This is a genomic window from Geodermatophilus sp. SYSU D00742, assembly GCF_054049935.1.
In genome coordinates this window covers 13396-38378 of the sequence record NZ_JBJGYJ010000009.1, presented here as the reverse complement: position 1 = coordinate 38378, position 24983 = coordinate 13396, and the positions used below count along the sequence as shown (strand labels likewise).

Annotated in this window: 22 protein-coding genes and 1 tRNA gene; 17 read left to right on the top strand and 6 right to left on the bottom strand. The window is 74.8% G+C overall.

All coding sequences use genetic code 11. From position 1 onward, the window contains the following. From ACI78V_RS08490 to ACI78V_RS08480, 3 genes are all read right to left on the bottom strand, one after another. Positions 1 to 744, bottom strand: a complete 744-nt coding sequence (locus tag ACI78V_RS08490; protein ID WP_456850403.1) for a hypothetical protein — start codon at positions 742 to 744, stop codon at positions 1 to 3. A 211-nt stretch (positions 745 to 955) separates the two neighbouring features. Then, complete coding sequence (locus tag ACI78V_RS08485) at positions 956 to 1750, bottom strand: enoyl-CoA hydratase/isomerase family protein (protein WP_456850402.1); 795 nt, start codon at positions 1748 to 1750, stop codon at positions 956 to 958. Positions 1751 to 1936: 186 nt separating this feature from the next. Beyond that, complete coding sequence (locus ACI78V_RS08480; RefSeq protein ID WP_456850401.1) at positions 1937 to 3460, bottom strand: dolichyl-phosphate-mannose--protein mannosyltransferase; 1524 nt, start codon at positions 3458 to 3460, stop codon at positions 1937 to 1939. A 103-nt stretch (positions 3461 to 3563) separates the two neighbouring features. Between ACI78V_RS08480 and rsmI the strand changes: the two genes are divergently transcribed. Continuing rightward, the gene (gene rsmI / locus ACI78V_RS08475) at positions 3564 to 4403 is read left to right on the top strand and encodes a 16S rRNA (cytidine(1402)-2'-O)-methyltransferase (RefSeq protein WP_456850400.1); all 840 of its coding nucleotides are present in this window, start codon (positions 3564 to 3566) and stop codon (positions 4401 to 4403) included. A 52-nt stretch (positions 4404 to 4455) separates the two neighbouring features. Here rsmI and corA read toward each other — a convergent pair whose 3' ends face one another. Beyond that, the gene (corA, locus tag ACI78V_RS08470; RefSeq protein WP_456850399.1) at positions 4456 to 5562 is read right to left on the bottom strand and encodes a magnesium/cobalt transporter CorA; all 1107 of its coding nucleotides are present in this window, start codon (positions 5560 to 5562) and stop codon (positions 4456 to 4458) included. A gap of 120 nt (positions 5563 to 5682) precedes the next feature. Between corA and ACI78V_RS08465 the strand changes: the two genes are divergently transcribed. From ACI78V_RS08465 to ACI78V_RS08430, 8 genes are all read left to right on the top strand, one after another. Beyond that, entirely contained in the window at positions 5683 to 7185 is a 1503-nt protein-coding gene (locus tag ACI78V_RS08465) for an amino acid permease (protein ID WP_456850398.1), read from the top strand. Between the two features lie 102 nt (positions 7186 to 7287). Continuing rightward, entirely contained in the window at positions 7288 to 7923 is a 636-nt protein-coding gene (locus ACI78V_RS08460; RefSeq protein ID WP_456850397.1) for a hypothetical protein, read from the top strand. A gap of 34 nt (positions 7924 to 7957) precedes the next feature. Beyond that, positions 7958 to 9751 (top strand): methionine--tRNA ligase, encoded by a 1794-nt coding sequence (metG, locus tag ACI78V_RS08455; protein WP_456850396.1) that lies wholly within the window; start codon positions 7958 to 7960, stop codon positions 9749 to 9751. 37 nt (positions 9752 to 9788) lie between these two features. Then, entirely contained in the window at positions 9789 to 10676 is an 888-nt protein-coding gene (locus ACI78V_RS08450) for a TatD family hydrolase (protein ID WP_456850395.1), read from the top strand. 51 nt (positions 10677 to 10727) lie between these two features. Next, positions 10728 to 11567 carry a hypothetical protein gene (locus ACI78V_RS08445; RefSeq protein WP_456850394.1) on the top strand — a complete coding sequence of 280 codons (840 nt, stop codon included), beginning with the start codon at positions 10728 to 10730 and terminating at the stop codon, positions 11565 to 11567. Positions 11568 to 12050: 483 nt separating this feature from the next. Further along, complete coding sequence (locus tag ACI78V_RS08440) at positions 12051 to 13160, top strand: ubiquitin-like domain-containing protein (protein WP_456850393.1); 1110 nt, start codon at positions 12051 to 12053, stop codon at positions 13158 to 13160. Next, complete coding sequence (rsmA, locus tag ACI78V_RS08435; RefSeq protein ID WP_456850392.1) at positions 13117 to 14037, top strand: 16S rRNA (adenine(1518)-N(6)/adenine(1519)-N(6))-dimethyltransferase RsmA; 921 nt, start codon at positions 13117 to 13119, stop codon at positions 14035 to 14037. The genes ACI78V_RS08440 and rsmA overlap by 44 nt, the downstream gene beginning before the upstream one ends. Further along, positions 14034 to 14999: a 4-(cytidine 5'-diphospho)-2-C-methyl-D-erythritol kinase gene (locus ACI78V_RS08430; protein ID WP_456850391.1), complete on the top strand. Its 966-nt coding sequence runs from the start codon at positions 14034 to 14036 to the stop codon at positions 14997 to 14999. Before rsmA ends, ACI78V_RS08430 begins: the two co-directional genes overlap by 4 nt. A gap of 5 nt (positions 15000 to 15004) precedes the next feature. Here the strand turns inward: ACI78V_RS08430 and ACI78V_RS08425 are convergent, their stop codons facing one another. Beyond that, on the bottom strand, positions 15005 to 15658 hold the full coding sequence (locus ACI78V_RS08425; protein ID WP_456850390.1) for a TetR family transcriptional regulator: 654 nt from the start codon (positions 15656 to 15658) through the stop codon (positions 15005 to 15007). Positions 15659 to 15738: 80 nt separating this feature from the next. Further along, positions 15739 to 16725, bottom strand: coding sequence for an acyl-CoA desaturase (locus ACI78V_RS08420; RefSeq protein ID WP_456850389.1), 987 nt, complete (start codon positions 16723 to 16725; stop codon positions 15739 to 15741). Between the two features lie 204 nt (positions 16726 to 16929). Here ACI78V_RS08420 and ACI78V_RS08415 point away from each other — a divergent pair. The 8 genes from ACI78V_RS08415 to ACI78V_RS08380 all read left to right on the top strand — a co-directional run bounded on the left by ACI78V_RS08415 (position 16930) and on the right by ACI78V_RS08380 (position 24982). Beyond that, positions 16930 to 17002, top strand: a tRNA-Gln gene (locus ACI78V_RS08415). Positions 17003 to 17037: 35 nt separating this feature from the next. Then, a complete protein-coding gene (gene glmU / locus ACI78V_RS08410) occupies positions 17038 to 18513 on the top strand; it encodes a bifunctional UDP-N-acetylglucosamine diphosphorylase/glucosamine-1-phosphate N-acetyltransferase GlmU (RefSeq protein WP_456850388.1) in 1476 nt (491 codons plus the stop codon). 53 nt (positions 18514 to 18566) lie between these two features. Next, the gene (locus ACI78V_RS08405) at positions 18567 to 19547 is read left to right on the top strand and encodes a ribose-phosphate diphosphokinase (RefSeq protein ID WP_456850387.1); all 981 of its coding nucleotides are present in this window, start codon (positions 18567 to 18569) and stop codon (positions 19545 to 19547) included. A gap of 278 nt (positions 19548 to 19825) precedes the next feature. Then, positions 19826 to 20518 carry a 50S ribosomal protein L25/general stress protein Ctc gene (locus tag ACI78V_RS08400; protein WP_456850386.1) on the top strand — a complete coding sequence of 231 codons (693 nt, stop codon included), beginning with the start codon at positions 19826 to 19828 and terminating at the stop codon, positions 20516 to 20518. A 56-nt stretch (positions 20519 to 20574) separates the two neighbouring features. Then, entirely contained in the window at positions 20575 to 21162 is a 588-nt protein-coding gene (gene pth / locus ACI78V_RS08395) for an aminoacyl-tRNA hydrolase (RefSeq protein WP_456850385.1), read from the top strand. Positions 21163 to 21369: 207 nt separating this feature from the next. Next, on the top strand, positions 21370 to 22848 hold the full coding sequence (locus ACI78V_RS08390) for a sugar transferase (RefSeq protein ID WP_456850384.1): 1479 nt from the start codon (positions 21370 to 21372) through the stop codon (positions 22846 to 22848). 265 nt (positions 22849 to 23113) lie between these two features. Then, entirely contained in the window at positions 23114 to 23776 is a 663-nt protein-coding gene (locus ACI78V_RS08385; RefSeq protein WP_456850383.1) for a polysaccharide deacetylase family protein, read from the top strand. A 264-nt stretch (positions 23777 to 24040) separates the two neighbouring features. Then, positions 24041 to 24982 (top strand): hypothetical protein, encoded by a 942-nt coding sequence (locus ACI78V_RS08380; RefSeq protein ID WP_456850382.1) that lies wholly within the window; start codon positions 24041 to 24043, stop codon positions 24980 to 24982. The last annotated feature ends 1 nt before the right edge of the window (position 24983 follow it).

Genomic DNA, 24983 nt, shown 5'->3' with positions numbered 1-24983 from the left:
TCAGCCCGCGGTCCGGGCCCGCACCCGCGCGGCCGACGTGGCGACCGCCCGCGTGGTGGTGCGGGCCAGGCGGCGCGCCTGGCCGGCCGCCGCGGAGAGGCCCCGTGTCACCCGCTCGGCCGGCGTCGGCGGCCGTGGCGCCCAGCGCCGCCGGGCCGGGAACCGTGCAGCCCAGGCCGGCCGTGCCCGTTGCCGTCGCACCCGGGCGCGCCGGGCCCGGCCCACCGCGGCGGCGACCGCGGCCACGCCCGCGACCGCGCCCACCACGGTCGCCGACCGGCGGCCGGGTGTGGCGGGTCGTGCGTCCCCGGAGCCGGGGGAGGACCCCGCCGCCGCGGCGCCCGCCTCGCCGATGCCGGCCGTGCCGGTGCCCGCCCCGCCGGTGCCGGCCGTGCCGGTGCCCGCCCCGCCGGTGCCGGCCGCGCCGGTGGCCGCCTCGCCGGCCGGCAGCAGGCTCTGCGAGGCCTGCCGCGAGTACTCGATGCCGTAGTGCCGGTAGAGCTGGCCCTCCTGCGCCTCCGACAGCTGGGCGGTGTCGCCGACCGACGGCGCGCCGGCGACCTGGGCGCGGCTGACCGTCACGCGCACCTGGTCGTCGCCGGTCTCGGCCGCGTCGAGGACCGGGACGACGACGACGGCCCCGTCCAGTTCCACGTACATCCACTCCGGGAGCCCGGTGGCCTCGTCCGCCAGGACGGCGGTGCAGGGGCCGACCGGGGTGCCGTCGCGGTCGAGGACCGTCATCCCGACCCAGTTCCGTGCCTGGTCTCGTCCGGGTAGACCCATGACTGCTCCCCCTGCCAGGAGTGCCCCGCGGGCCGCGGCGGGGCGCCGGGTGCCCACGGGGGCGCGGTGCTCGGTGACGTCGGGTCCCGCTCGGGACGCCGTGCTCGGGTCTACCCGGCTCGCCACCCCGGCACCCGTGCCGGCCGCTCCGGGCTCCCGCTCCAGTCGGTCAGACGGCCCCGCGGAAGTCCGGCTGGCGCTTCTCGACGAACGCCCGCACGCCCTCGCGGCCCTCGGGGTCACCGGCGGACTCGGCGATCAGCCGCGCCTCGTCGTCCAGTTGCTGCTCGAGGGTGCGGACGGCGGCCTGCCGGACCAGCGCGCGGGTGCGCACCATGGCCCGCACCGGGCCGGCCGCCACCGCGTGCGCCAGGGCGATCGCCGACGCGTGGACCTCCTCGTCCTCCACGAGGCGGGCGACCAGGCCGAACATGTGCGCCTCCGCCGCGGTCAGCGCGCCGTTGGTGAGCATCAGCTCCAGGGCCCGCGGAGCGCCCAGGGCGCGGGTGAGCGCCCAGGAGCTGCCGCCGTCGGGGGAGAACCCGATCGCCCCGTAGGCCGGGCGGATCTTGGTGGAGCGGGCGCAGACGACGATGTCGCAGGCGCCCATGAGGCCGATGCCGGCGCCGGCGACCGCGCCCTGCACCCCGGCGACCACCGGGACCGGGCAGTACAGCAGCGCCCGGATGACCTCGTGCCAGTCGTGCGCCAACTGCCCGACGTAGCGGCCCGGGTCCTCGACCGCGGCGAAGGCACGGACGTCGCCGCCCACGCAGAACCGGTCCCCGTTGCCGAGCAGCAGCACCGTGCGGGCCGCCTGCGGGCGTGCCTGCAGCGCGGCCGACAGCTCCGCGGCCATCGCCGGGTCCAGGGAGTTGCCGGACTCCGGCCGGTCGAGGGTGATGCGCCAGACGTCGCCGTCGGCCTCGGTCAGCACCCGGGGTCGCTCCTGTGCGCTGGTCATCGCCGTCTCCTCCGTGCCGGTGTGCCGGTGTGCCGGTGTGCCGGTGTGCCCGTCGTCCTGGACCGTCACCGTACGGAGGATGACGCGGTCAGGCGCGCGAAGGACCGGCCCCGGCCGGCGGTCCGCTGCCGACCGCCGCGGGGGCGCCGGGTGTCGTACCCGGGCGCCCGGTCACGCCCCGCCGCGTCAGAACCACGACGGGAACCACATCCGGTCCAGCCACTCCGCGCGCGTCAGCGGCTGGCCGCTGAGCACCGGGTAGAAGAAGACGAACGTCGCCGCGACGACCCCCACGTACGTGGCGACCACGCCCAGCCCCAGCTGACGGCGCCAGGGCTCGGCACCGGGCCGGCCGAGCACGTCCTGCAGCACGAGCACGACCGCGAGGACGAAGAACGGCACCACCGGTGCCATGTAGAAGATGAACATCGTGCGCTCGGGGTTGAGGAACCAGGTGCCCCACCCGGCGGCGATCGCGGTGGCGACGAGGAGCGCGGCCGGGTCACGGCGGGCGACCAGCCGCCAGGCCAGCCAGACCAGTGCCGGTGCGAAGGCGAGCCACAGCGTCGGCGTCCCGAGCATCAGGATGTAGCGGACCACCTGCTCGCCCGCGGAGTCGGTGAGTCCCTGCGGGTTCCACAGCAGGATCGGCCGCCCGTCGACCAGCCACGACCACGGTCCGGACTCCCACGGGTGCGGCGTCGACAGCCCGTTGTGGAACCGCAGCCACTCCGCGTGCTGGTGCCACAGCGAGCGCAGCGCGTCGGGCACCCACGGGAACGCCGTCTCCGGGTTCTGCTGTGCCCAGACCTTGCCCTGCGAGGTCTCGCCCAGGAACCACCCGGTGAAGCTGGCCAGGTAGGTCAGCACCGGCACGACCGCCAGCGCCCACAGCGCACCGGGCAGCCCGCGGCGGGCGGTCACCAGGGTGGGACGACGGACGCCGGCCTCCCGCCAGGCCGCGCGGTCCCAGAACACCGACAGGACGGCGAACAGGGCGAGGAAGTAGACCCCGCTCCACTTCACCGCGCAGGCGCAGCCGAACAGGAACCCGGCGGCCAGGCGCCACCCGCGCGGACCGAGCGCGAAGCCGGTGGCGGTGGCCCCGGCGGAGCGGATGCGGGCCCGCACCCGGTCCCGGTCGACGACCAGGCAGGCGACGGCGGAGAGCACGAAGACCTGGAGGAAGACGTCGAGCAGGCCGATGCGGGACAGCGTGAACGCGAAGCCGTCCAGGGCCAGCAGCACTGCAGCGACCAGGCCGAGCAACGTGGACCCGGTCAGCCGCCGTCCCAGCCGGGCGAGGACGACGACCGAGACGGTGCCCGCCACCGCCGAGGGGAACCGCCAGCCGAACGAGTCGTAGCCGAACAGCTGGACACCGCCGGCGATGAGCCACTTGCCCAGCGGCGGGTGCACGATGAAGGTGTAGCCGCGGTTGTACTCGTGGCCCCACTCGAGCAGCTCCCGCGCCTCGGGCGGGTAGTACGCCTCGTCGAAGAGCAGGTCGGACGGATAGCCGATGTCCACCAGCCGGCCGGCCAGCGTGGCGGCGCCCAGCACCGCGGCGAGGACCCAGGACAGCCACCGGTCGGCCGGCAGCGGCGGCGTCCGGTCGCGGCGTGGGCGGGGCAGGGGCCAGCGGCGCACGGCCGTGGGCCGGGGCTCGTCGGGCCCCCGGTCCGTGCGTTCGGGAGCCAGCACCGCCATGGGGGCCAGGGTAGAGAAGGGACCCGCCTGCCCCCGGCACCCGCGAGCTCGCGCCGGGCCCCGCAGGCGGGCCTGCGAGCTCCGGCGTGACAGGCTCGTCGCCGTGAGTGGACGTCTCGTGCTCGGCGGTGCCCCCCTCGGGCAGCCCGGCGACGTCGGGCCGCGGCTGCGCGAGGTCATGGCCTCGGCCGACGTGCTCGCCGTCGAGGACACCCGCCGGCTGCACCGGCTCGCCACCGACCTCGGGGTGACGCTCACCGGCCGCGTCGTCACCTTCCACGAGTCGGTGGAGCGCGCGCGGCTGCCCGGGCTGATGGCCGCGCTGGGCGAGGGGCGGACCGTGCTGCTGCTCACCGACGCCGGGATGCCGTCGGTGTCCGACCCCGGCTACACGCTGGTGCGCGCGGCGATCGACGCCGGCGTGCACGTGACCTCGGTGCCCGGGCCCTCGGCGGTGACGACGGCGCTGGCGGTCTCGGGCCTGCCCGTCGACCGCTTCTGCTTCGAGGGCTTCCTGCCGCGCAAGGGCGGGGAGCGGCGGTCGCGGCTGGCCGGCCTGGCCGACGAGCGCCGCACGATGGTGTTCTTCGAGTCCCCGCACCGGCTGGCCGACGCCCTGACCGACGCGGCGGGCGCGTTCGGCGCCGACCGTGCGGCCGCCGTCTGCCGGGAGCTGACCAAGACCCACGAGGAGGTCCGGCGGGGGACGCTCGCGGAGCTGGCCGTGTGGGCCGCCGACGGGGTGAGGGGCGAGATCACGCTCGTGGTGGGCGGGGCGCCGGCCGGGCCGGTGTCGCTCACCCCCGCCGAGCTGGCGGCCGAGGTCGCGGCGGAGGAGGCGGCCGGCGCCACGCGCAAGGACGCCATCCGCGCCGTCGTCGTCCGGACCGGGCTGCCCCGCCGCACGGTCTACGACGCCGTGGTCGCCGCCAAGTCCCCCTGACCTGCGCAGAGCCTGGTGCGGGCGGGGCGCAGCACCCCGTGGGCGGTGGGTGTCAGAGCCAGCCGTTGCGCTTGAAGCCTCGGTAGAGCAGGACGCAGGCGGACACGATCACCAGCAGCACCAGCGGGTAGCCGAAGCGCCAGCGCAGCTCGGGCATGTACTCGAAGTTCATCCCGTAGATGCCGGCGATCGCCGTGGGGACGGCGATGATGCCCGCCCACGCCGAGATTTTCCGCATGTCCTCGTTGTCGGCCTGCGACGTCCGGGCCAGCGACGCCTGCAGGATCGACGTCAGCAGCTCGTCGAGCCCGGCCACCTGGTCGCGCACGCGGATGGCGTGGTCCTCGACGTCCCGGAAGTAGGAGCGCATGGCTTCGGGGACGACGTCGACGCGCCGCTCGGCCAGCTTCTGCAGCGGCACCTCCAGCGGGGACACCGCCCGGCGCAGCGACATCAACTCCCGCTTGAGCTGGTAGAGCCGGCCGATGTCGTCGGTGCGCCGGTCGCTGAACACCGACGCCTCCAGCTCGTCGACGTCCTCCTCCACGGCACCCGCGACGTCGACGAAGGCGTCCACCACGTGGTCGGCGACCGCGTAGAGCACCGCCGCGGGCCCCAGGCACAGCAGGTCCGGCTGCTGCTCCATGCTCTGCCGGAGGTCGCTCAACCCGCCGTGCTCGCCGTGCCGCACCGTGATCACGTAGTCCGCGCCGAGGAACACCATCACCTCGCCGGTGTCGACGACCTCGCTGGTCGCGGTCAGCCGGTCGTGCTCCACGTACGTCGCGGTCTTGAGCACCATGAACAGGCCGTCGTCGTAGCGCTCCAGCTTGGGCCGCTGGTGGGCGTAGACGGCGTCCTCGACGGCCAGCGGGTGCAGTCCGTACCGCTCGGCGATGGCGCCCAGCTCCACCTCGGTGGGGGCGTAGAGGCCCAGCCACACGAAGCCGCCCAGCGCGGCGGCCTGCTCCAGCGCGTCGTGCGGGTGGACGGGCTCCTGGCGGCGTCCGTCGACGTAGACCCCGCAGTCCACCACCGGGCTCACCCCCTCGGGGCGGGACGGCGTGGTGCGCGGCCGGCCCGCCGGGCGGGGACGCACCCCGGGTGGCTCCCCCGGCGGGCCCCCGGGCGTGCCGCGCGGGGTCTCGGTGCCGGTCATGCGCACTCCTCAGCGGGTCCGTCGGGGCTGACAGCGTAGGCATGCGGGCCGGTCGCCCTCGTGCGACGCTGCCCGGGTCGAGCAGTGCCGGCGGAGGCGCCGGCCGCGAGAGGGGACGCCGTGGCCGTGAACACGCGCCGGGTCAAGTCCGTCGAGGACTCCATCCGCGACACCGACGAACCGGAACACCGGCTCAAGAAGAACCTGTCGGGCCTGGACCTGACCGTCTTCGGGGTCGGGGTCATCATCGGCACCGGCATCTTCGTGCTGACCGGCCTCGTCGCCCGTGACCAGGCCGGGCCGGCGGTCGCCATCTCCTTCGTCATCGCCGCCGTGGTCTGCGGCCTGGCCGCCCTCTGCTACGCCGAGTTCGCCTCGACGGTGCCGGTGGCCGGGTCGGCGTACACGTTCTCGTACGCGACGTTCGGCGAGTTCATCGCCTGGATCATCGGCTGGGACCTCGTCCTCGAACTGGCCCTGGGCGCGGCGACGGTGTCGGTCGGCTGGTCGGGTTACCTCAACCAACTGCTCGACGACATCGGCACGCCCCTGCCGTCGTCGATCGCGGGCGAGACGGCGACCGTCAACATCCCGGCGATCGCGATCGCGCTGGCGATGACCGGCGTCCTGATCCTCGGGATCAAGCTGTCCTCGCGGGTCACCGCGGTCATCGTGGCGATCAAGCTGGCCGTCGTCCTGCTGGTCATCGGTGTCGGCTTCTTCTACATCACCGCCGACAACTACTCGCCGTTCGTCCCGCCGGCCGAGCCCGCGGCCGCGGGGGAGGGGGGCTGGCTGCACACGCCGCTGATCTCGGTGCTCACCGGGTTCAGTCCCGGCACGTTCGGCTGGGGCGGCGTGCTCGCCGGCGCGGCGATCGTGTTCTTCGCGTTCATCGGCTTCGACATCGTGGCCACGGCGGCGGAGGAGACCCGCGACCCCAAGCGCGACATGCCACGCGGGATCCTCGGCTCGCTGGCGATCTGCACCCTGCTCTACGTGGCGGTCTCGCTCGTGGTCGTGGGCATGCAGAACTACACGGAGCTGAGTGCCACCGCACCGCTCGCGGGCGCGTTCTCCGCGAACGGGATGCCGGTCTTCTCGAGCGTCATCTCGCTGGGCGCGCTGGCCGGGCTCACCTCCGTGGTCATGATCCTGATGCTCGGTCAGTCGCGGGTGCTGTTCGCGATGAGCCGCGACCACCTGCTCCCGCCCGGACTGGCGAAGGTCCACCCCCGCTACGGCACCCCGTACCGCATCACGATCGCCACGGGGATCGTGGTCGCGCTGCTCGCCGGCTTCGTCCCGCTGACCGCACTCGCCGAGCTGGTGAACATCGGCACGCTGTTCGCGTTCTTCCTCGTGTCGATCGGGGTGTGGTGGTTGCGGCGCACCCGCCCGGACCTGCACCGCTCCTTCAGGGTCCCGCTCATCAACGTGCTGCCGTGGGTCTCCGCGGCCGCCTCCCTGTGGCTCATGTCCAACCTGCCCACCGACACCTGGCTGCGCTTCCTCGTCTGGATGGTGCTCGGCGTCGGCATGTACTTCGTCTACGGCCGCCACCGCAGCCGGATGGCCACCGGAGAACGGCTGTCCGCCGCCGAGAACATCGCCCGCCGCTGACTCCCCCCGAGGGGTGAGACGCCCCGCCGCGGCGGTCCAGGAGCCCGCCACCTGCGCCGACCCGACCGGTGACCGTCGTCCCCGGCCAGGGAGAGCAGCCCCGTGGCGAGCACCACCGTCCCCGATGCCCGCACCACCCCGGCGGCTCCCGTCCGCGGCCGTCCGCGGCCGCCGGCCGCGGTGCTGGCCGCGGCCGCGCTCGCGGTGCTCGAGGCCGTGGCGCTGCTCGCCGGCGCGCTCACCGGCCTCGACGGGCTCCTGCTCACCGGCCCACGACCCCCCGGCGCGGTCGTTCCCGCGCTGCTGCTGGGCCTGTCCTCGTGGGTGGTGCTGTGCGCCGCCGGCGGCGCCCTGCTGGCCGACGGGTCCGGACGGCGCACGTACACCGGGGTGGCGACCGCCGAGATCGCGCTGGTCGCCACCGTCCTGGTGCTCGCGTCGGGCACGTCGCTGCTGGACCCGCTGACGGTCTCCCTCCCGCTGCCCGCACTCGCGCTCCTGGCCCTCGGGCTGCCGGTCGGGAAACTGCTGCTCGCCGGCGCGCCCAGCGCACTGGCGTGGTCGGCGGCCGGGCCGCGCGCCGCCGCCTCCCGCCCGGAGCCGGGGCGGGCCCGCCCCGTCCTGCGGGCGGCCACGCTGGGCGTCATCGGCCTGGCCCTGGTCGCCGTCGCCCTCACCACACCCGTGCCCGGCGGCGCGGCCGAGGCGCCGACGACCGCGGGCACCAGCCGGCCCTGAACCGGGTGGACGCCGCTTCCGTACTCTCGTCGGCGTGAGTGATCGGCACATCCTGACCGCCGTGGCCTGGCCCTACGCCAACGGTCCACGGCACATCGGCCACGTCTCCGGCTTCGGCGTCCCCTCCGACGTCTTCAGCCGCTACCACCGCATGGTGGGGGACCGGGTGCTGATGGTCAGTGGCACCGACGAGCACGGGACGCCGATCACCGTCGCGGCCGACGCCGAGGGGGTCACCCCGCGGGAGATCGCCGACCGCAACAACCGCATCATCGTCGGCGACCTGCAGTCGCTCGGGCTGAGCTACGACCTGTTCACCCGGACGACGACGGCCAACCACGCCGCGATCAGCCAGGAGATCTTCCTGGGGCTGCTGAGGAACGGCTACGTCTTCCCCAGGACGACGCTCGGCGCCATCAGCCCCTCCACGGGCCGCACCCTGCCCGACCGCTACATCGAGGGCACCTGCCCGATCTGCGGCTACGACGGCGCCCGCGGCGACCAGTGCGACAACTGCGGCAACCAGCTGGACCCGGTCGACCTGATCAACCCGGTGAGCCGGATCAACGGCGAGACGCCGAAGTTCGTCGACGAGGAGCACTACTTCCTCGACCTGCCGGCGTTCACCCGGGCGCTGGGCGACTGGCTGGCCACCCGCAGGAGCTGGCGACCGAACGTCCTGAACTTCAGCGTCAACCTGCTCGACGACCTCAAGCCGCGCAGCTACACCCGCGACATCGACTGGGGCGTGCCGGTGCCGCTGGAGGGCTGGCGCGACCGGCCCGACAAGCGCATCTACGTGTGGTTCGACGCCGTCGTCGGTTACCTGTCGGCGTCGATCGAGTGGGCCCGCCGCTCCGGTGACCCCGAGGCCTGGCGGCAGTGGTGGCAGCGCCCGGACTCCGACGCCTACTACTTCATGGGCAAGGACAACATCGTCTTCCACTCCGAGATCTGGCCCGCCCAGCTGCTCGGCTACAACGGCGAGGGCGACAAGGGCGGCACCCCGGGGTCGCTGGGCCGGCTGAACCTGCCCACCGAGGTGGTCTCCAGCGAGTTCCTCACGATGGAGGGCCGCAAGTTCTCCTCCTCGCGCCAGGTCGTCATCTACGTGCGGGACTTCCTGGCCCGCTACGACGCCGACGCGCTGCGGTACTTCATCGCCGCCGCCGGTCCGGAGACGCAGGACACCGACTTCACCTGGTCGGAGTTCCGCCGCCGCAACAACGACGAGCTCGTCGCCGGCTGGGGCAACCTGGTCAACCGCTCGGTGTCGATGGCGGCCAAGAACGTCGGCGCCGTCCCCACGCCCGGGGAGCTGACCGAGGCCGACCGGTCCCTCCTGGCGACGACGCAGGCGGCGTTCGGGCCGATCGGCGACCTGCTGGCGCGCAACCGGCAGAAGGCCGCCGCGGCCGAGGCGATGCGGGTCGTGGGTGAGGCGAACAAGTACCTGTCCGACCAGGCGCCGTGGAAGCTCAAGGAGGACCCGGCCCGCCGGGACACCGTGCTGCACACCGCGCTGCAGGCGGTCAGCGACTGCAACGCCCTGCTCACCCCGTTCCTCCCGCACTCCGCGCAGCGGATCCACGAGCTGCTCGGCGGCACGGGCGTGTGGTCGCCGGCGCCCCGGATCGACGAGGTGACCGACCTCGACGACGGCTCGCCGTACCCGGTCATCACCGGCGACTACGACGCCGCGCAGGCGGTCTGGGCATCGCGGCCGCTGCAGGCCGGGACCCCGCTGGCACCGCCCACCCCGGTGTTCAAGAAGCTCGACGAGTCGATCGTCGCCGACGAGCTGCGCCGGCTGGAAGAGGGCGAGTGACGGCAGCGACGGCCCCGCCCGCCCCTGGGGACGCCGCGTGAGCCGCTCGGCCGCGTCGCGCGCCAACCGCCGGGGCGAGCCGCCGCCCTCCCCGGAGCCCCTGCCGTCGCCGGCGATCGACAGCCACACCCACCTCGACATCGCCCTCGACAGCGACCGGCTGCCCGACGCGGCCGCGGTGGACGCCGAGATCGCCGCCGCCGCGGCCGTGGGCGTCCCGCGGCTGGTGCAGGTCGGTGTGGACGTCGGCTCCTCGCGGTGGTCGGCCGAGCTCGCCGCCCGGCACCCGAACGTGCTGGCCGCCGTCGCCGTCCACCCGAACGAGGCCGGCGCGGGCGCGGCCGACGACGACGCGCTGGCCGAGATCGACCGGCTCGCCGCCCTGCCACGCGTCCGGGCCGTGGGGGAGACGGGGCTGGACCGCTTCCGCACCGGCCCCGACGGCTGGGCGGCGCAGGAGGCGTCGTTCCGGGCGCACATCCGCATCGCCAAGGAGCGCGGCGTCGCGCTGGTCATCCACGACCGCGACGCGCACGAGGAGATCCTCCGGGTGCTCGACGACGAGGGCGCCCCCGAGCACACCGTCTTCCACTGCTTCTCCGGCGACGCCGCGTTCGCCGCGGCGTGCGTGGCCCGCGGCCACGTGCTGTCCTTCGCCGGCACGCTGACGTTCGGCAACGCCGGCTACCTGCGGGAGGCGGCCGCCCTGACCCCGCTGGAGCAGCTGCTGGTCGAGACCGACTCGCCGTTCCTCACGCCGATGCCGCACCGCGGCCGCCCCAACGCCTCCCGCCTGGTGCCGCTCACCGTGCGGGCGCTGGCCGAGGTCACGGGGGCGGAGCTCGACCAGTTGTGCGCGGCCCTGACCGCGAACGCCGAGCGGGTCTTCGGCCCCTGGCACGACGGGATCCCCGGGGGGTCCTGACGACGCCACGGCGGTCCTCCCGCTCCCCGCGGAAGCGTGGACACTAGGGGCGTGGGCCGCCTCATCGCCGTCGTTCTCTTCATCGCCGTGCTGGTCCCCGGTGTGCTGCTCGCCCGCGCGTGGGCGCTGGCCGCCGGTCGTCGCGCGGTCGCCGCCGCTGCCGTCGAGTTCGCCACGCCCACGCCGGAGGGCACGGCGACGCTGCAGCGCCAGGCACAGCACGGCCGCCGGATCCGCGCGCTGGGCTGGCTGCTCGGACTGGTCGGCATCGGGGTGAGCATCGTGCTGTTCGCCGAGGCCTCGGTGTTCCTGTGGGCCCCGGCGCTGGTGGTCGGCCTGCTGGTCGGCGTCGTGCTCGCCGAGGCCACCCGTCCGCGGCCCCGCTGGAAGCTGAGCAGTCCGCCGCGCCGGCCCCGGTTCGCCGAGCAGGTCTCCCCGGCGCTGGTGTGGGCGATGCGGGCGATGGTCGTGGCCGAGGTGGCCGCCGCCGCCCTCATGTGGCAGCGCGACAACCTCCCGGCGTCCGTGGCCTGGGTCGCCCTCGTGGTCCCGCTGCTGACGTGGCTGCTGGCCGAGGCGGCGCTGCTGCGCACGGTCACCCGTCCGTTGCCGGCCGAGGGGGCCGACGTGCCCGTCGACGAGGCGTTGCGCACCTGGACGGCGCACCTGGTCACCGCCGCCGCGAGCGTGCTCGCGCTGCTGCCACTGGGCGCGCTGCTGCTGACCGCCGGCATCGACCTGGGTGACCGCGTCACCGAGGGCGTGGACCTGCTGCCCGTGGCGCTGGTCGCCGGCGGCTTCGCCGGCCTGGCCGCCGGGCTCGCCGTCGCCGTCTTCCTGCTCACCTGGCTGCGCCCGGTCCGCTCGAACGACCGCGCCCTCGCCGGCTGAACCGGGTCGTCCGTCGGCCCACCGGCGGACCCCACGGCCGCGTGCCGTCCCCCCGCTGCGCTGCGCTCCCGTCTGCCCGCCGCGACCCGTGTGGTCCCCGGTGCGGGGTCGGTCCAGGGCAGCGGGGCCGGCGGTGCCCCAGGGAGAGGGCGGCCACACTGTGGTCTTGGTCACCGCGGGATCTCACGCTGCGCATGCGCCCCACGCGTGACACCCCGCACCGCAATCACCCCACGTGTCGGCGCGCCCACATGTCGTCAGGTCGACCCGCTGCTTCACTGATGACGCACCGTTGCCAGAGGTGCTCTGTTCGTTATCGTGTCGTGACCAGCCGGGGTGGGGACCGACCCGGACGGCATCGCGACCGGGAGCGCTGAGCTCCCGGTCGACTGCTGTCCGAGCCGGGAACGCGCTCGGTGCCCACCAGCCGGTGGGTTCCTGCGCGGCCTCCCCTGCCCGGGTTCAGTGACCCCTGGAAGTGTCGTGCGTCGATCGCTGCAGCTCGCTCTCTACGCCCTCGTCCTGCTCGGACTCGTGGGCGGCACCCTGGCCTACTTCGCCGCCCAGAAGTCCCTCACGCTGACCGTCGACGGTCAGGCGCGTGAGGTGCGCACCTATGCCGACACCGTCGGCGAGGTGCTCGACGAGGAGGGGCTGGAGACCCAGGCGCACGACGTCGTCCTGCCCGACACGGGGGCCGGCGTCGAGGACGGCGACGCCGTCGTCGTCAACCGGGCCCGCCCGCTGCAGCTGACCGTCGACGGCGTGGCGAGCGAGGTCTACGTGACCGCGCTGTCGGTCGAGGAGGCGCTCGCGCAGCTCGGCTACCGCGCCGAGGACCTCGTGCTGTCCGCCAGCCGCAGCGAGCGCCTGCCGCTCGACGGCATGGCGCTGTCGATCAGCACGCCCAAGGACATCACCCTGATCGTCGACGGCACCCAGCGCGTGGTGACCACCACGGCCGCCACCGCCGGCGACCTGCTGGCCGAGCAGGGCATCACGCTCGGCCCGACCGACCGCACCAGCGTCTACGCCGAGCAGGCGCTGCTGGACCGCATGCGCATCCAGGTCACCCGCGTGCAGGTCACCGAGGTCACCGAGACCTCCGCCGTCCGGCACGGCACCGTCGAGACCCCGGACGCCAACGCCTTCACGGGCGAGAAGACCGTGACGCAGGAGGGTGTGGACGGCGAGCAGGCCACCACCTTCCGGATCACCGTCACCGACGGGGTCGAGACCGCCCGCGAGCAGCTGAGCACCACCGTCACCCGCCAGCCGGTCGACGAGCAGGTCGCCGTCGGGACCAAGGAGCGTCCGGCCCCCGCCGCCTCCAGCGGCAACTCGCCGTCGGCCGACGGGCTCAACTGGGCGGCGCTGGCGCAGTGCGAGTCCGGCGGGCGCCCCAACGCGGTGAGCTCCACGGGCAAGTACCACGGCCTCTACCAGTTCTCGCAGGCCACGTGGAACGCCGTGGGCGGCACCGGCGTCCCGTCGGCGGCCTCGGCCGACGAGCAGACCTACCGCGCGCAGCTGCTCTACCAGCGCTCCGGTGCCGGCCAGTGGCCGCACTGCGGCCCGCGGCTGTTCAGCTGATCGGATCCACCTGAGCACTCCTCCGGAGCAGACCGACGGGCTGCTGGGCCCGGCCGCCATCCGCGACCTGGCCCAGCAGCTCGGGCTGCGTCCCACCAAGTCCCTCGGGCAGAACTTCCTGCACGACGCCAACACCATCCGGCGGATCGTGCGCACCGCCGAGCTCACCCCCGAGGACGTCGTCCTCGAGGTCGGGCCCGGCCTCGGTTCGCTCACCCTCGGCCTCCTGCCGGCCGCCGCGCGGGTCACCGCGGTGGAGATCGACCCCCGGCTGGCCGACCTGTTGCCGCGGACCGTCGCCGGACGCGTCCCCGCCCTGGCCGACCGGCTGACCGTCGTCGAGGCCGACGCGCTGCGGGTCAGCGAGCTGCCCGGACCGCCTCCGACAGCGCTCGTCGCGAACCTGCCGTACAACGTTGCGGTGCCCGTGCTGCTGCACCTGCTGGAACTGCTGCCCACGCTGCGCCGCGCCCTGGTGCTCGTGCAGGCGGAGGTCGCCGAGCGGCTGGCCGCCGCGCCGGGGGCGCCCGCCTACGGCGTGCCGTCGGTCAAGGCCGCCTGGTACGGCGAGGTCCGCCGCGCCGGCAACGTCGGTCGCCGCGTCTTCTGGCCCGAGCCCAACGTCGACTCCGGCCTGGTCGCCCTCGTGCGCCGGCCCCCGCCGCCCGGCGACCGCGCCGCGACCTTCGCCGTCATCGACGCGGCGTTCGCCATGCGACGCAAGGGCCTGCGGGCCGCACTGGCCCGGTGGGCGGGGAGCCCGGCCACCGCCGAGGCCCGGCTGCGGGCCGCCGGCATCGACCCCGGCACCCGCGGCGAGCAGCTCTCGGTCACCGACTTCGCGCGGCTGGCCGCCACGGCGCCGGTGCAGCCATGAGCTGGACGTCCTCCGGCGGGCCGGGGCGGATCGCCGGCGACGGCGCGGTCGTCGCCCGCGCCCCGGCGAAGGTCAACGTGCACCTGGCCGTGGGCCCGCTGCGCCCCGACGGGTTCCACGAGCTGCGCACGGTCTACCTCGCCGTCTCGCTGTTCGACACGGTGACCGTCCGCCCCGGCTCCGGGCTGGCGCTCAGCGTGACCGGCGAGGGCACCACGGGCACCGGCCCGGACGCCGTCCCCACCGACCGTCGCAACCTCGTCTGGCGCGCCGCCGAGCTGCTGGCCCAGCGCGCCGGCGTGGCTCCCGACGCCACCATCACGGTCGACAAGTCGATCCCGGCGGCGGCCGGGCTGGCCGGTGGCAGCGCCGACGCCGCGGCCGCGCTGGTCGCCCTGGACGCCCTGTGGGGCACGCACGCCACCCGTGGCGAGCTCGCGACCCTGGCCGCGCAGCTGGGCAGCGACGTGCCGTTCAGCCTGCACGGCGGGATCGCGCTCGGCTCGGGCCGCGGGGAGCAGCTGTCCCCGGTGCTGGCCCGGCGCCGCTGGGACTGGGTGCTCGGCATCGCCGGCGAGGGGCTGTCGACGCCGGCGGTGTACGGCGAGCTCGACCGGCTGCGGGACGAGGGCCGGGTGCCCGACGGGACCGACCTCGCGTCGCCCGAGCCGGTGATCGCCGCGCTGCGCAGCGGACCGGTGTCGGCGCTCGCGGCCGCGCTGGCCAACGACCTGCAGCCGCCGGCGGTGTCCCTGCGGCCGGCCCTGCGCCGGGCCCTGCGGGCGGCCACGGACGCCGGTTCCCCCGCCGCCATCGTGAGCGGCTCGGGCCCGACGGTGGCCGCACTGGCCGACGACGAGGAGGCCGCTGTCCGACTGGCCGCCGAGCTGGCCGGGGTGGGCGTCTACCGCACGGTGCGGGCCGTGCACGGGCCGGTGCCCGGAGCACGCCTGGTCGGCTGAGCGGGTCAGCCCCCGGGGCGCTCCACCGGCCGGCCGACGAGGCGCGGGGCCGGCTCCAGGTGGGCCAGACCGTTGTAGGAGAGGTTCACCAGGTGGGCGGCGACCTCCCGCTTGCCCGGTGAACGGGTGTCGAGCCACCACTGGCCGACCAGGGCCACCATGCCGACCAGCGCCTGGCTGTAGAGCTCGGCCAGCCGCGGGTCGTAGCCTCGGGCGGCGAACTGCGCGCCGAGGATGTGCTCGACCTTGCGCGCCACCTCGCCGATCAGCGACGAGTAGGTGCCGCCCGACGCGCCGGTGACGGGGGAGTCCCGCGAGAGCACCCGGAAGCCGTCGGAGTCCTCCTCGATGTAGTCCAGGAGCACCAGGGCGGCCCGCTCCAGCAGCTCCCGTGGGGTGCCGCCCGCGGCCAGCGCGGAGGTGAAGCGGTCGAGCAGCCGCTGCATCTCCCGGTCCACGACGACGGCGTAGAGGCCCTCCTTGCCGCCGAAGTGCTCGTAGACGACCGGCTTGCTGACGTCGGCGCGGGCGGCGAGCTCCTCGATGGAGGTGGCCTCGTAGCCCCGCTGGGCGAACACCTCCCGGCCGACGTCCAGCAACTGCTCACGCCGCTGCGCGCCGGTCATGCGCACCCGGGGTCGTGCCGCGCTGCTGGGCATGACCCCCATGGTGCCCCGCGGCCGGCCCCGCCCGGGGGCCGGCAGCGGCGGCCGCCGCCCGGGCGGGGGAGCGGCCGCGGTCAGGACACGGCCGGAGCGGTGGCGCGCCGCTTCGCGGCCAGCCGGACCGGGTCGGGCCACTTCACGCTGTGCGCCCAGCCCAGCTTCTCGAACACCCAGATGACACGGGCGCTGATGTCGACCTGTCCGCGCAGCACGCCGTGCCGGGCGCAGGTCGGGTCGGCGTGGTGCAGGTTGTGCCACGACTCGCCGCCGCTGAGCAGCGCCAGCGGCCAGAAGTTGGTCGCCCGGTCCCGCGAGGCGAACGGGCGACTGCCGACGACGTGGCACACCGAGTTGATCGACCAGGTCACGTGGTGCAGCAGCGCCACCCGCACCAGGCCGGCCCAGAAGAACGCCGACCACGCCCCGGCCCAGCTCTGGGTGACCAGGCCGCCGATCACCGCCGGCAGCGCCAGGCTGAGGAAGGCCCAGACGACGAACAGCCGGCTGGTGCGGCGCAGGGCGGCGTCCTTGAGCAGGTCGGGCGCGTAGCGCTCGGGGTTGGTCTGCCGCCGGTCGAACAGCCAGCCGAGGTGCGCGTGCCACATGCCCTTGAGCAGGGCCCGCGCGTCGGTGCCGTACCGCCACGGCGAGTGCGGGTCGCCCGCGCGGTCGGAGAAGGCGTGGTGCCGGCGGTGGTCGGCCACCCACTGGACGACCGGCCCCTGGATCGCCATGCACCCGGCCACGGCCAGGGCGATCCGCAGCGGACGGTCGGCCTTGAACGACCCGTGGGTGAAGTGCCGGTGGTACCCGACCGTCACGCCGAGCAGGGTCAGGTAGTAGAAGCCGACGGCGAGGCCGACGTCGAGCCAGGACAGACCCCACCCCCAGACGGCGGGCACCACCGCGGCCAGGGCGAGGAACGGCACGACGACGAACACGTAGAGCGTGATCTGCTCGAGCGCGCCCTTGTCCTTGCCCAGCGCGTTCGCCGGGAGACCGGCGTCCGGGTCGGCGGGGCGCGGCGGTGCCGTGGGCCTGGTGAGAGCGGGAGCGGACAAGCGACCTCCTGGGCGGCTGGGCCGGTGGGCACCGGAGATCTGAGGTGCCGCGGAACCGGTCTGGGCCGCCGTAACCTACGTCACCGTAGGGAACGGCGCCTGTCGGGGACGTGGGCGGCCGGTGGCCACGACCCCGCGGCGCCCTAGTCTTCGGGGGGACGCCGACCGGTGTCCGCGTCGCCGGTGCGCCGGTGGCGCCCGCAGTGGGGGATGGGGTAATCGGCAGCCCGCCGGCCTTTGGAGCCGGGAAGTCTCGGTTCGAGTCCGAGTCCCCCAGCAACGCCGTCCTGAGCTCTAGGCACGAGGAGACCCGTGACCGTTTCGACCCCGTCCGTCGCCGCCGTCGTCGTCCTCGCCGCCGGCCAGGGCACGCGCATGAAGTCGGCCCTGCCCAAGGTGCTGCACCCCCTCGGCGGGCGCAGCATGCTCGGCCACGTGCTGGCCGCCGCGGCCCCGCTCGGTGCCGAGCACACGGTCGTCGTCGTCGGCGCCGGCCGCACCGCGGTCGAGGAGCACCTCGCCGAGGTCGCCCCCGGCGCCCGGCCGGTGTTCCAGGCGGAGCAGCGGGGCTCCGGGCACGCGGCGGCCGTCGCGCTGGCCGCCGTCCCGGCGATCGAGGGCGCCGTGCTCCTGGTCAACGGCGACGCGCCGCTGCTGCGTCCCGAGACCGTCGCCGCACTGGTCGACGCGCACCGGAGCGCCGGCAACGTGCTGACCGTCCTCACCGCCGAGGTCGACGATCCCACCGGCCTGGGCCGGATCGTGCGGGACGACGAGGGCGCGGTGCGGGCCATCGTCGAGGAGCGCGACGCCACGCCCGAGCAGCGGGCCGTCCGGGAGATCAACGCCGGCGTCTACGTCGGGGACGCGGCCGCCCTGCGCCGCTGCCTGGCCTTCCTCGGGGAGGACAACGACCAGGGCGAGCAGTACCTGACCGACGTCCTCGGCCTGCTGGTCGCCGAGGGCGGCCGGGTCGGCGGAGTGCGCGCCGAGGACCCCGACGACGTCCTCGGGTGCAACGACCGCCGCGAACTGGCCGCCCGCCGGCGCACCCTCAACGACCGGGTGCTCGACGAACTCATGCGCTCCGGCGTCACCGTCGTCGACCCCGCGACCACCTGGGTCGACGTCACGGTCACCGTCGCCCCCGACGCGGTGCTCGAGCCCGGCGTCCAGCTGCAGGGGACGACGTCGGTGGCGACCGGCGCCGTCGTGGGGCCGGACACCACGCTGCGGGACGCCGAGGTGGGGGAGGGGGCCTCGGTCGTCCGGTCGCACGTCCTGGGCGCGGTCATCGGCCCGGAGGCCGTCGTCGGCCCGTTCAGCTACATGCGGCCCGGTACCCGGCTGGCCCGCGGCGCCAAGGTGGGGGCCTTCGTCGAGACGAAGAACGCGGAGGTCGGCGAGGGGTCGAAGGTGCCCCACCTGTCCTACGTCGGCGACGCCACCATCGGCGAGGGGGCGAACATCGGGGCGGCTACGGTGTTCGTCAACTACGACGGGGTGGCCAAGCACCGGACCACGATCGGCGCCCACGTGCGGATCGGCTCCGACACCATGCTCGTGGCGCCGGTCACGGTGGGCGACGGCGCCTACACCGCGGCCGGCTCCGTGATCACCTCCGACGTCCCCCCGGGGGCGATGGCCGTGGCGCGGGCCACCCAGCGGAATGTGGCAGGCTGGGTGGCGAGGCGGCGTCCCGGGACGGCCGCCGCGAAGGCCGCCGAGGCGGCAGGGGATGCGGAGGCCGCCGGCGCGGCCGACACTCGGACGGAGGCGTCCGAGTAGGCCGGTCGACGGCCTGGTCCCCGAGACGACGACCACTAGGGGCAGTTGAGCCGATGAGCGCCATCCGGCAGACCACCAGCAAGAGCCTGATGCTGTTCTCCGGCCGGGCCTACCCCGAGCTGGCCGACGAGATCGCCGGCCACCTCGGCGTCACCCCGACGCCGACGGCGGCGTACGAGTTCGCCAACGGCGAGCTCTTCGTCCGCTTCGAGGAGTCGGTACGTGGCTGCGACGCCTTCGTCGTGCAGAGCCACACCGCACCGATCAACACCTGGCTCATGGAGCAGCTGATCATGGTCGACGCCCTCAAGAGGGCCTCGGCCAAGCGGATCACCGTCGTCGCGCCGTTCTTCCCCTACGCCCGCCAGGACAAGAAGCACCGCGGCCGCGAGCCCATCTCCGCCCGCCTGGTCGCCGACCTGTTCAAGACCGCCGGCGCCGACCGGCTCATGACCGTCGACCTGCACACCGCGCAGATCCAGGGGTTCTTCGACGGCCCGGTCGACCACCTCTTCGCCCTCGACCTGCTCGTCAGGCACGTGTGCGAGCGCTGGGGCGACCGCGACATCACCGTCGTCTCCCCGGACTCCGGCCGGGTGCGCGTCGCCGAGCGGTGGACCGACAAGCTCGGCGGCACCCCCCTGGCCTTCATCCACAAGACCCGCGACCCGATGGTCGCCAACGAGGTCGTGGCCAACCGCGTCGTCGGCGAGGTGGCCGGCCGCGTCTGCATCCTGGTCGACGACATGATCGACACCGGCGGCACGATCGTGAAGGCCGCCGAGACCCTCTTCGAGGCCGGCGCCGCCGACGTCATCGTCACCGCCACCCACGGCGTGCTCTCGGGGCCGGCGGTCGACCGGCTGAAGAACAGCCGGGTCAGCGAGGTCATCGTGACCAACACGCTGCCCATCGACCCGGCCCGCCACTTCGACAAGCTCACCGTGCTCTCCATCGCCCCGCTGCTGGCGCGGGCGATCAAGGAGGTCTTCGAGGACGGCTCGGTCACGAGCCTCTTCGACGGCGCGTCGTGACACTGTCGCCCTCCGGGCTCCGACCGCGGCCAGGAGCGGGCTCCGGCCGCCGCTGAGCCCCTCCCGTCCCGCGTCGGGGGACCCTCCGGGCCCCGCTCGGCGGGACCGATCCCGGCCGCCGTCGGGGCACCTCGTGTGTCGGGGTACCCTGTGTCGGTTGCCCGGCGAGGGAGACGGCCCGTCCGTACTCCGTGATCGACGTGCGTGTGCCCCTGTCGGGGTGTGCCGCGCCGCGCGCCGGCCATCGACACCGACCACTCCCCGAGGAGCACACCACCGTGGCTGACTTCCGCCTCGTCGCCGAGGCCCGCACCGAGTTCGGCAAGGGCAGTGCCCGCCGCACCCGCCGGGCCGGCCGCGTCCCCGCCGTCCTCTACGGGCACGGCCAGGACGTCGTGCACCTGTCCCTGCCGGCCCGCGAGTTCGCCGCGGCGCTGCGCAACGGCGGCGCCAACGCCCTGCTCACGATCGTCCTGGACGGCAAGGAGGAGCTCGCGCTCACCAAGGCCGTGCAGCGCGACCCGCTGACCCGCCAGCACGAGCACGTCGACCTGCTCCTGGTCCGCCGGGGCGAGCGCACCACCGTCGACATCCCGATCGTCGTCGTGGGTCAGCCGGGCGTGGACGCGATCCCGAACCACCAGCTGAACACCGTCTCGATCGAGGCCGAGGCCACCCACCTCCCCGAGACCATCGAGGTGGACGTCACCGGGCGGACCGCCGGCCAGAACATCACCGCCGGCGACCTGGTGCTGCCGCGCGGCGCGACGCTGGTCACCGACGCCGAGGCCCTCGTCATCGGCTTCCTGGGTGCCCCGACCGCCGAGGCCCTCGAGGCCGAGCTCGAGGCCGCCGAGGCCGAGGCCGGCATCGAGCGCGAGGAGTCCGCCGAGTCCGCCGAGGAGGCCACCTCCGAGATCGAGGGTGCCGTCCCGGCCGACGCCGGCGAGAACACCGGCGTCCAGCCCTGAGCACCGGCTCCGGCACGAACGGGGGCGCCGGTACCGCCGGCGCCCCCGGCTCGTCGGTGTCCGAGGGCCCCTTCCTGATCGTGGGCCTGGGCAACCCCGGCCCCTCCTACGCCGGCAACCGCCACAACGTGGGCGCGATGGTGCTCGACGAGCTCGCCGCCCGTAGCGGGGTGAAGCTGTCCCCGGGGAAGGGCAAGCGGGCACGGACGCTCATCGGCGAGGGCCGGCTGGCCGGCCGGCGCGTCGTGCTGGCCCGCCCCACGTGCTACATGAACGAGTCCGGGGGGCCGGTGCGCGGCCTGCTGGACTACCACTCCATCCCGGCCACCGACCTGGTGGTGCTGCACGACGAGCTCGACATCCCCTTCGCCAGCGTGCGGCTCAAGCGCGGTGGCGGCGAGGGCGGTCACAACGGGCTGCGCTCGATCACCCGGTCCACCGGGACCAAGGACTACCTCCGGGTGCGCGTCGGCATCGGCCGCCCGCCCGGTCGGCAGGACCCCGCCGACTTCGTGCTCAAGGACTTCTCCGCCACCGAGCGCAAGGAGCTCGACCTGCTCGTCGCCGAGGCGGCCGACGCGACGGAGGAGCTCCTGACCCGCGGCCTCGAGGCCGCGCAGAACGTCGTCCACCCCCGTACCTGACGCCTCCCCCGGACCGGTGACCGGCGGGGGCCGGTGGCTCCTATCGGGTGAATGGCCGCGCTCCGCGTTGACCCGGCCCATGACGCACTGTGATGGTTGCTCCGACACCGAGCCCCGCCGGTGGGGAAACGCCCTGGTCACAGGGCTGCCGCATCCCCCGCCCGAGTGATCTCGGTTACAGCATGTCACACGCGTTCGGGGGAATCCGTGCTTCTCGACGACACCCGGGTCCGGCTCGGGACCGTGTCCCGGCTGCCCGCTGCCGACACCACGCCGCGGCTCCGTTCCGGGGCACCGGCCTGGGCGCGTCGGTACTCCGCGGCCCTCACGGTGTTCGAGGTGCTCGCCGCCCTCGTCGCCGCGACCGCGGTCCTCGCCAGTCACCCCACCGGGTTCGCGCCCGACACCGCGCTGTTCTGGGCCGCCGCCGCGCTCGTCGTCGCCTGGCCGCTTCTGCTGCAGGCCACTGGCGCGCACGCCGAGCGGGTCTTCGGCAGCGGCAGCGACGAGTACCGGGCCGTCGGCAAGGCCGGCTTCCTGCTGCTCGCCGTCGCGGGCTTCGTCTCCTACGCCGGGGACCTCGACCTCAGCCGCGCCCTGGTCGTCGTCGCCGTCCCCGCGCTCACCCTCGGCACCCTGCTGGGTCGCTTCGCCGCGCGCTGCACCCTGCGCGGCCTGCGCGCCCAGGGGCAGTGCACCAAGCGGGTGGTGGTCGTCGGCCGGGGGACCGCCGTCCTGGAGCTGGTCGACCGGCTCCGCCGCGAGCGGTTCGCCGGGCTGGACGTCGTCGCCACCTGCGTGCCCCGCGCCGACCGCGACCGGGTGGCCGACGCCGCCGACCTGCCCGTCGGCGGCCTGGACGACGTCGTGGCCCTGGCCGCCCGGCTGGGCGCCGACACCATCGCCGTCACCTCCGCCAGCGAGACTGCCGCGCAGTACCTGCGGCAGCTGTCCTGGCAGCTGGAGGGCACCGGCATCGAGCTGCTCGTGGCCCCCGGCCTGATCGAGGTCGCCGGCCCGCGCCTGCACATCCGGCCGCTGGAGGGGCTGCCCCTGCTCTCGGTCGAGCAGCCCCGCTTCGAGGGCTGGCGGCGCGTGGTCAAGGGCGGTCTCGACCGCGTCGCCGCCGGGCTGGCCGTCGTCCTGCTGGCCCCCGTGCTGCTCGCGATCGCCGCGGCCGTCACGCTCACCAGCCCGGGGCCCGTCCTCTACCGCCAGGAGCGGGTGGGCGTGAACGGCCAGGCGTTCACCATGCTGAAGTTCCGCAGCATGGTCGTCGACGCCGACCGCCAGGTCGACGCCCTCGAGGCCCAGAACATGTCCGACGGGCTGCTGTTCAAGATGCGCTCCGATCCGCGCGTGACCCCGGTGGGCCGGCTGCTGCGCCGGCTGTCCCTGGACGAGCTGCCGCAGCTGTTCAACGTGATGGGCGGCTCGATGTCCCTGGTCGGGCCGCGGCCGCCGCTGCCGGGGGAGGTCGCGCGCTACGACACCTCGGTGCACCGCCGGCTGCTGGTGAAGCCCGGTCTGACCGGCCTCTGGCAGGTCTCCGGCCGCAGCGACCTCCCCTGGGAGGAGGCCGTGCGCCTGGACCTGCGGTACGTGGAGAACTGGTCGCTGGCGATGGACCTGCTGATCCTCGCCAAGACCGTGCGCGCCGTCCTGAGCCGGTCCGGGGCGTACTGACCGCCCGGTCGGGTCCTGCGACGGGCCCGGCCACCTCCGGGGGGCCGGCGCCGCCGATGTCGACGTGGGGAGGGACCACCGGTGACGTCCGCCCAGTGGTGCACGTGGTCGCCGCGGCGGCGACCCGACCGTGGACGTCGGTCGCCGCGGCCCGGTGGCGCGTCCCCCGCCACGACCGCCTGGCCGGCGGGCTCCCCGCCCCGAACGGGTGAGGCGTCCCGCGCAGCGGGCTCGCCGGGGACCTCTTCCTGTCTAGCGTGGCCGGGTGCGACGTATCGACACCCCCTTGCGATGGCGGGCCTACCTCGGGCTGGCGCGCGTCGCCGGGGCGACCCGCCGGCTGGAGGGGTCCGCGCAGGCGGTCGCCCTGACCTTCGACGACGGTCCCGATCCCGAGAGCACGCCCCGGGTGCTCGACGTCCTGGCCGCGCACGACGCCGTGGCCACGTTCTTCTGCGTCGGCCAGCGGGCGCGTCGCCACCCGGACCTGGTCCGGCGGATCGTCGACGCGGGCCACGCCGTCGGCTCGCACTCCGAGACCCACCGGGTGGGGGACCTCGCGGGCCGTGCCGTCGTGGCCGACTACCAGGCGGGTCGGCGGTCCCTGGAGGACGCCCTCGGTCGCCCGGTCCCGCTGTTCCGGCCTCCGCACGGTTGGCTCGACTGGAGGAACGCCTCGGCGCTGCGCCGCCTCGGCTTCCACACCCGGCTCTGGACGGTCGACCCCCACGACTACCAGCCCGGTACGGAGGCGATGGACCTGAGGCGGGGGCTCGACGGCTGCAGGGCCGGCGACGTCGTCCTGCTGCACGACGCGCTCGAGGAGGCGCCCGACGGCGCCCCCTCGCGGGACGTCCTCGTGGACGCGCTCCCGCACGCCATCACGGGCCTGCGCGCCCGCGGACTGGAGCTGGTCACGCTCTCCTGAGCTCCGCGCCGGGGCTGCCGGGCCACGACCACCGAGCGGCACCGGGTCGTGGCGCACGTCCCCGACCACCGCTGCGGGGACGCCGGCGTCGTGCACGCGCGCGCCTCACCCGTCAGAGGTAGCCGGTGGCGAATGAGGAGATCCATTCCCGGCCGTCCACTTAGTGTCGATCCGGATCGAGGGTCGGTCGGTGCCGACGGCCCTTTCACCGACAGCGGGCTGTCGGTGCGGTACCGAGAACCGATCGAGAAATTGGGTGTCAGCATGTCGACAGAACGAGCAACTCCGTTGGCCGCCGTCCGGCGGCACAAGAAGATGGCAGCCCTCCTCGCGCTGATCGGCGTCGTCGCTGGTCTCGGGCTCGCGCTGACGCGTCCGACCCACTACACCGCGGAAGCCCGCCTCGCCGTGGGGGGAAATGCCGGGCTGGCCGCGGAAGCGGTTCCGGGATTCGCCCTGGCGGCGCAGCAGCTCGCCGCGAACTACGCCCGTTACGTGAACAACGCCCAGGAACAAACGGCACTGGAATTCCCGCTCGGAGTCCGGGCCGGAACGGTGGAACAGGTGTCGGCGTCGCCCATTCCCCAGTCCAACGTCGTCCGCGTCGAGGCCGTGGCCCGCACGTCGGCTGCCGCCCGGGCCGCGGTGGCCGCCACGAGCGAGTCGCTGATGGAGCAGGTCAACGACACGACCAGCGCCAGCTCCGCGGCCGACGCCACGCTGGACCAGTACACCGAGATCAGCAACCAGGTGGCCGCGGCCCAGCAGGCGTCGGACGCCGCTCAGGCGGCACTGGGCCAGGCCCAGGGCGCTGGTTCGGCCGACGTCCAGCAGCTCGGCCAGGCGGCCGCGGATGCGGCGGCCCAGCTGGCCATCCTGCAGGTCCAGCAGCAGGCGCTGGGACAGAAGTACCGCAACCAGATCTCGGAGATGAGCCAGGGCGCGGCCAACCTCATGCTGGTCCAGGAGCCCGCGGTGACCGGGGACGACCGCGTCGCGCAGCTGGGGCGCTTCGGCGTCGCGGGGCTCGCGGCGGGACTGCTGGCGGCTCTGGTGACCTCCGTCCTGCGTGAGCGTCGGCGGACGGCGCGGACGGCGGTGGCCGCCGACGACCTCCCCACCCCGCCCGTCGACGCCGACGAGCTGCGACCGGCGGAGCGCCGGCTGAGCGGATCCGCGGCGGGCGCGGGCGAGCGAGCCCGGTGAG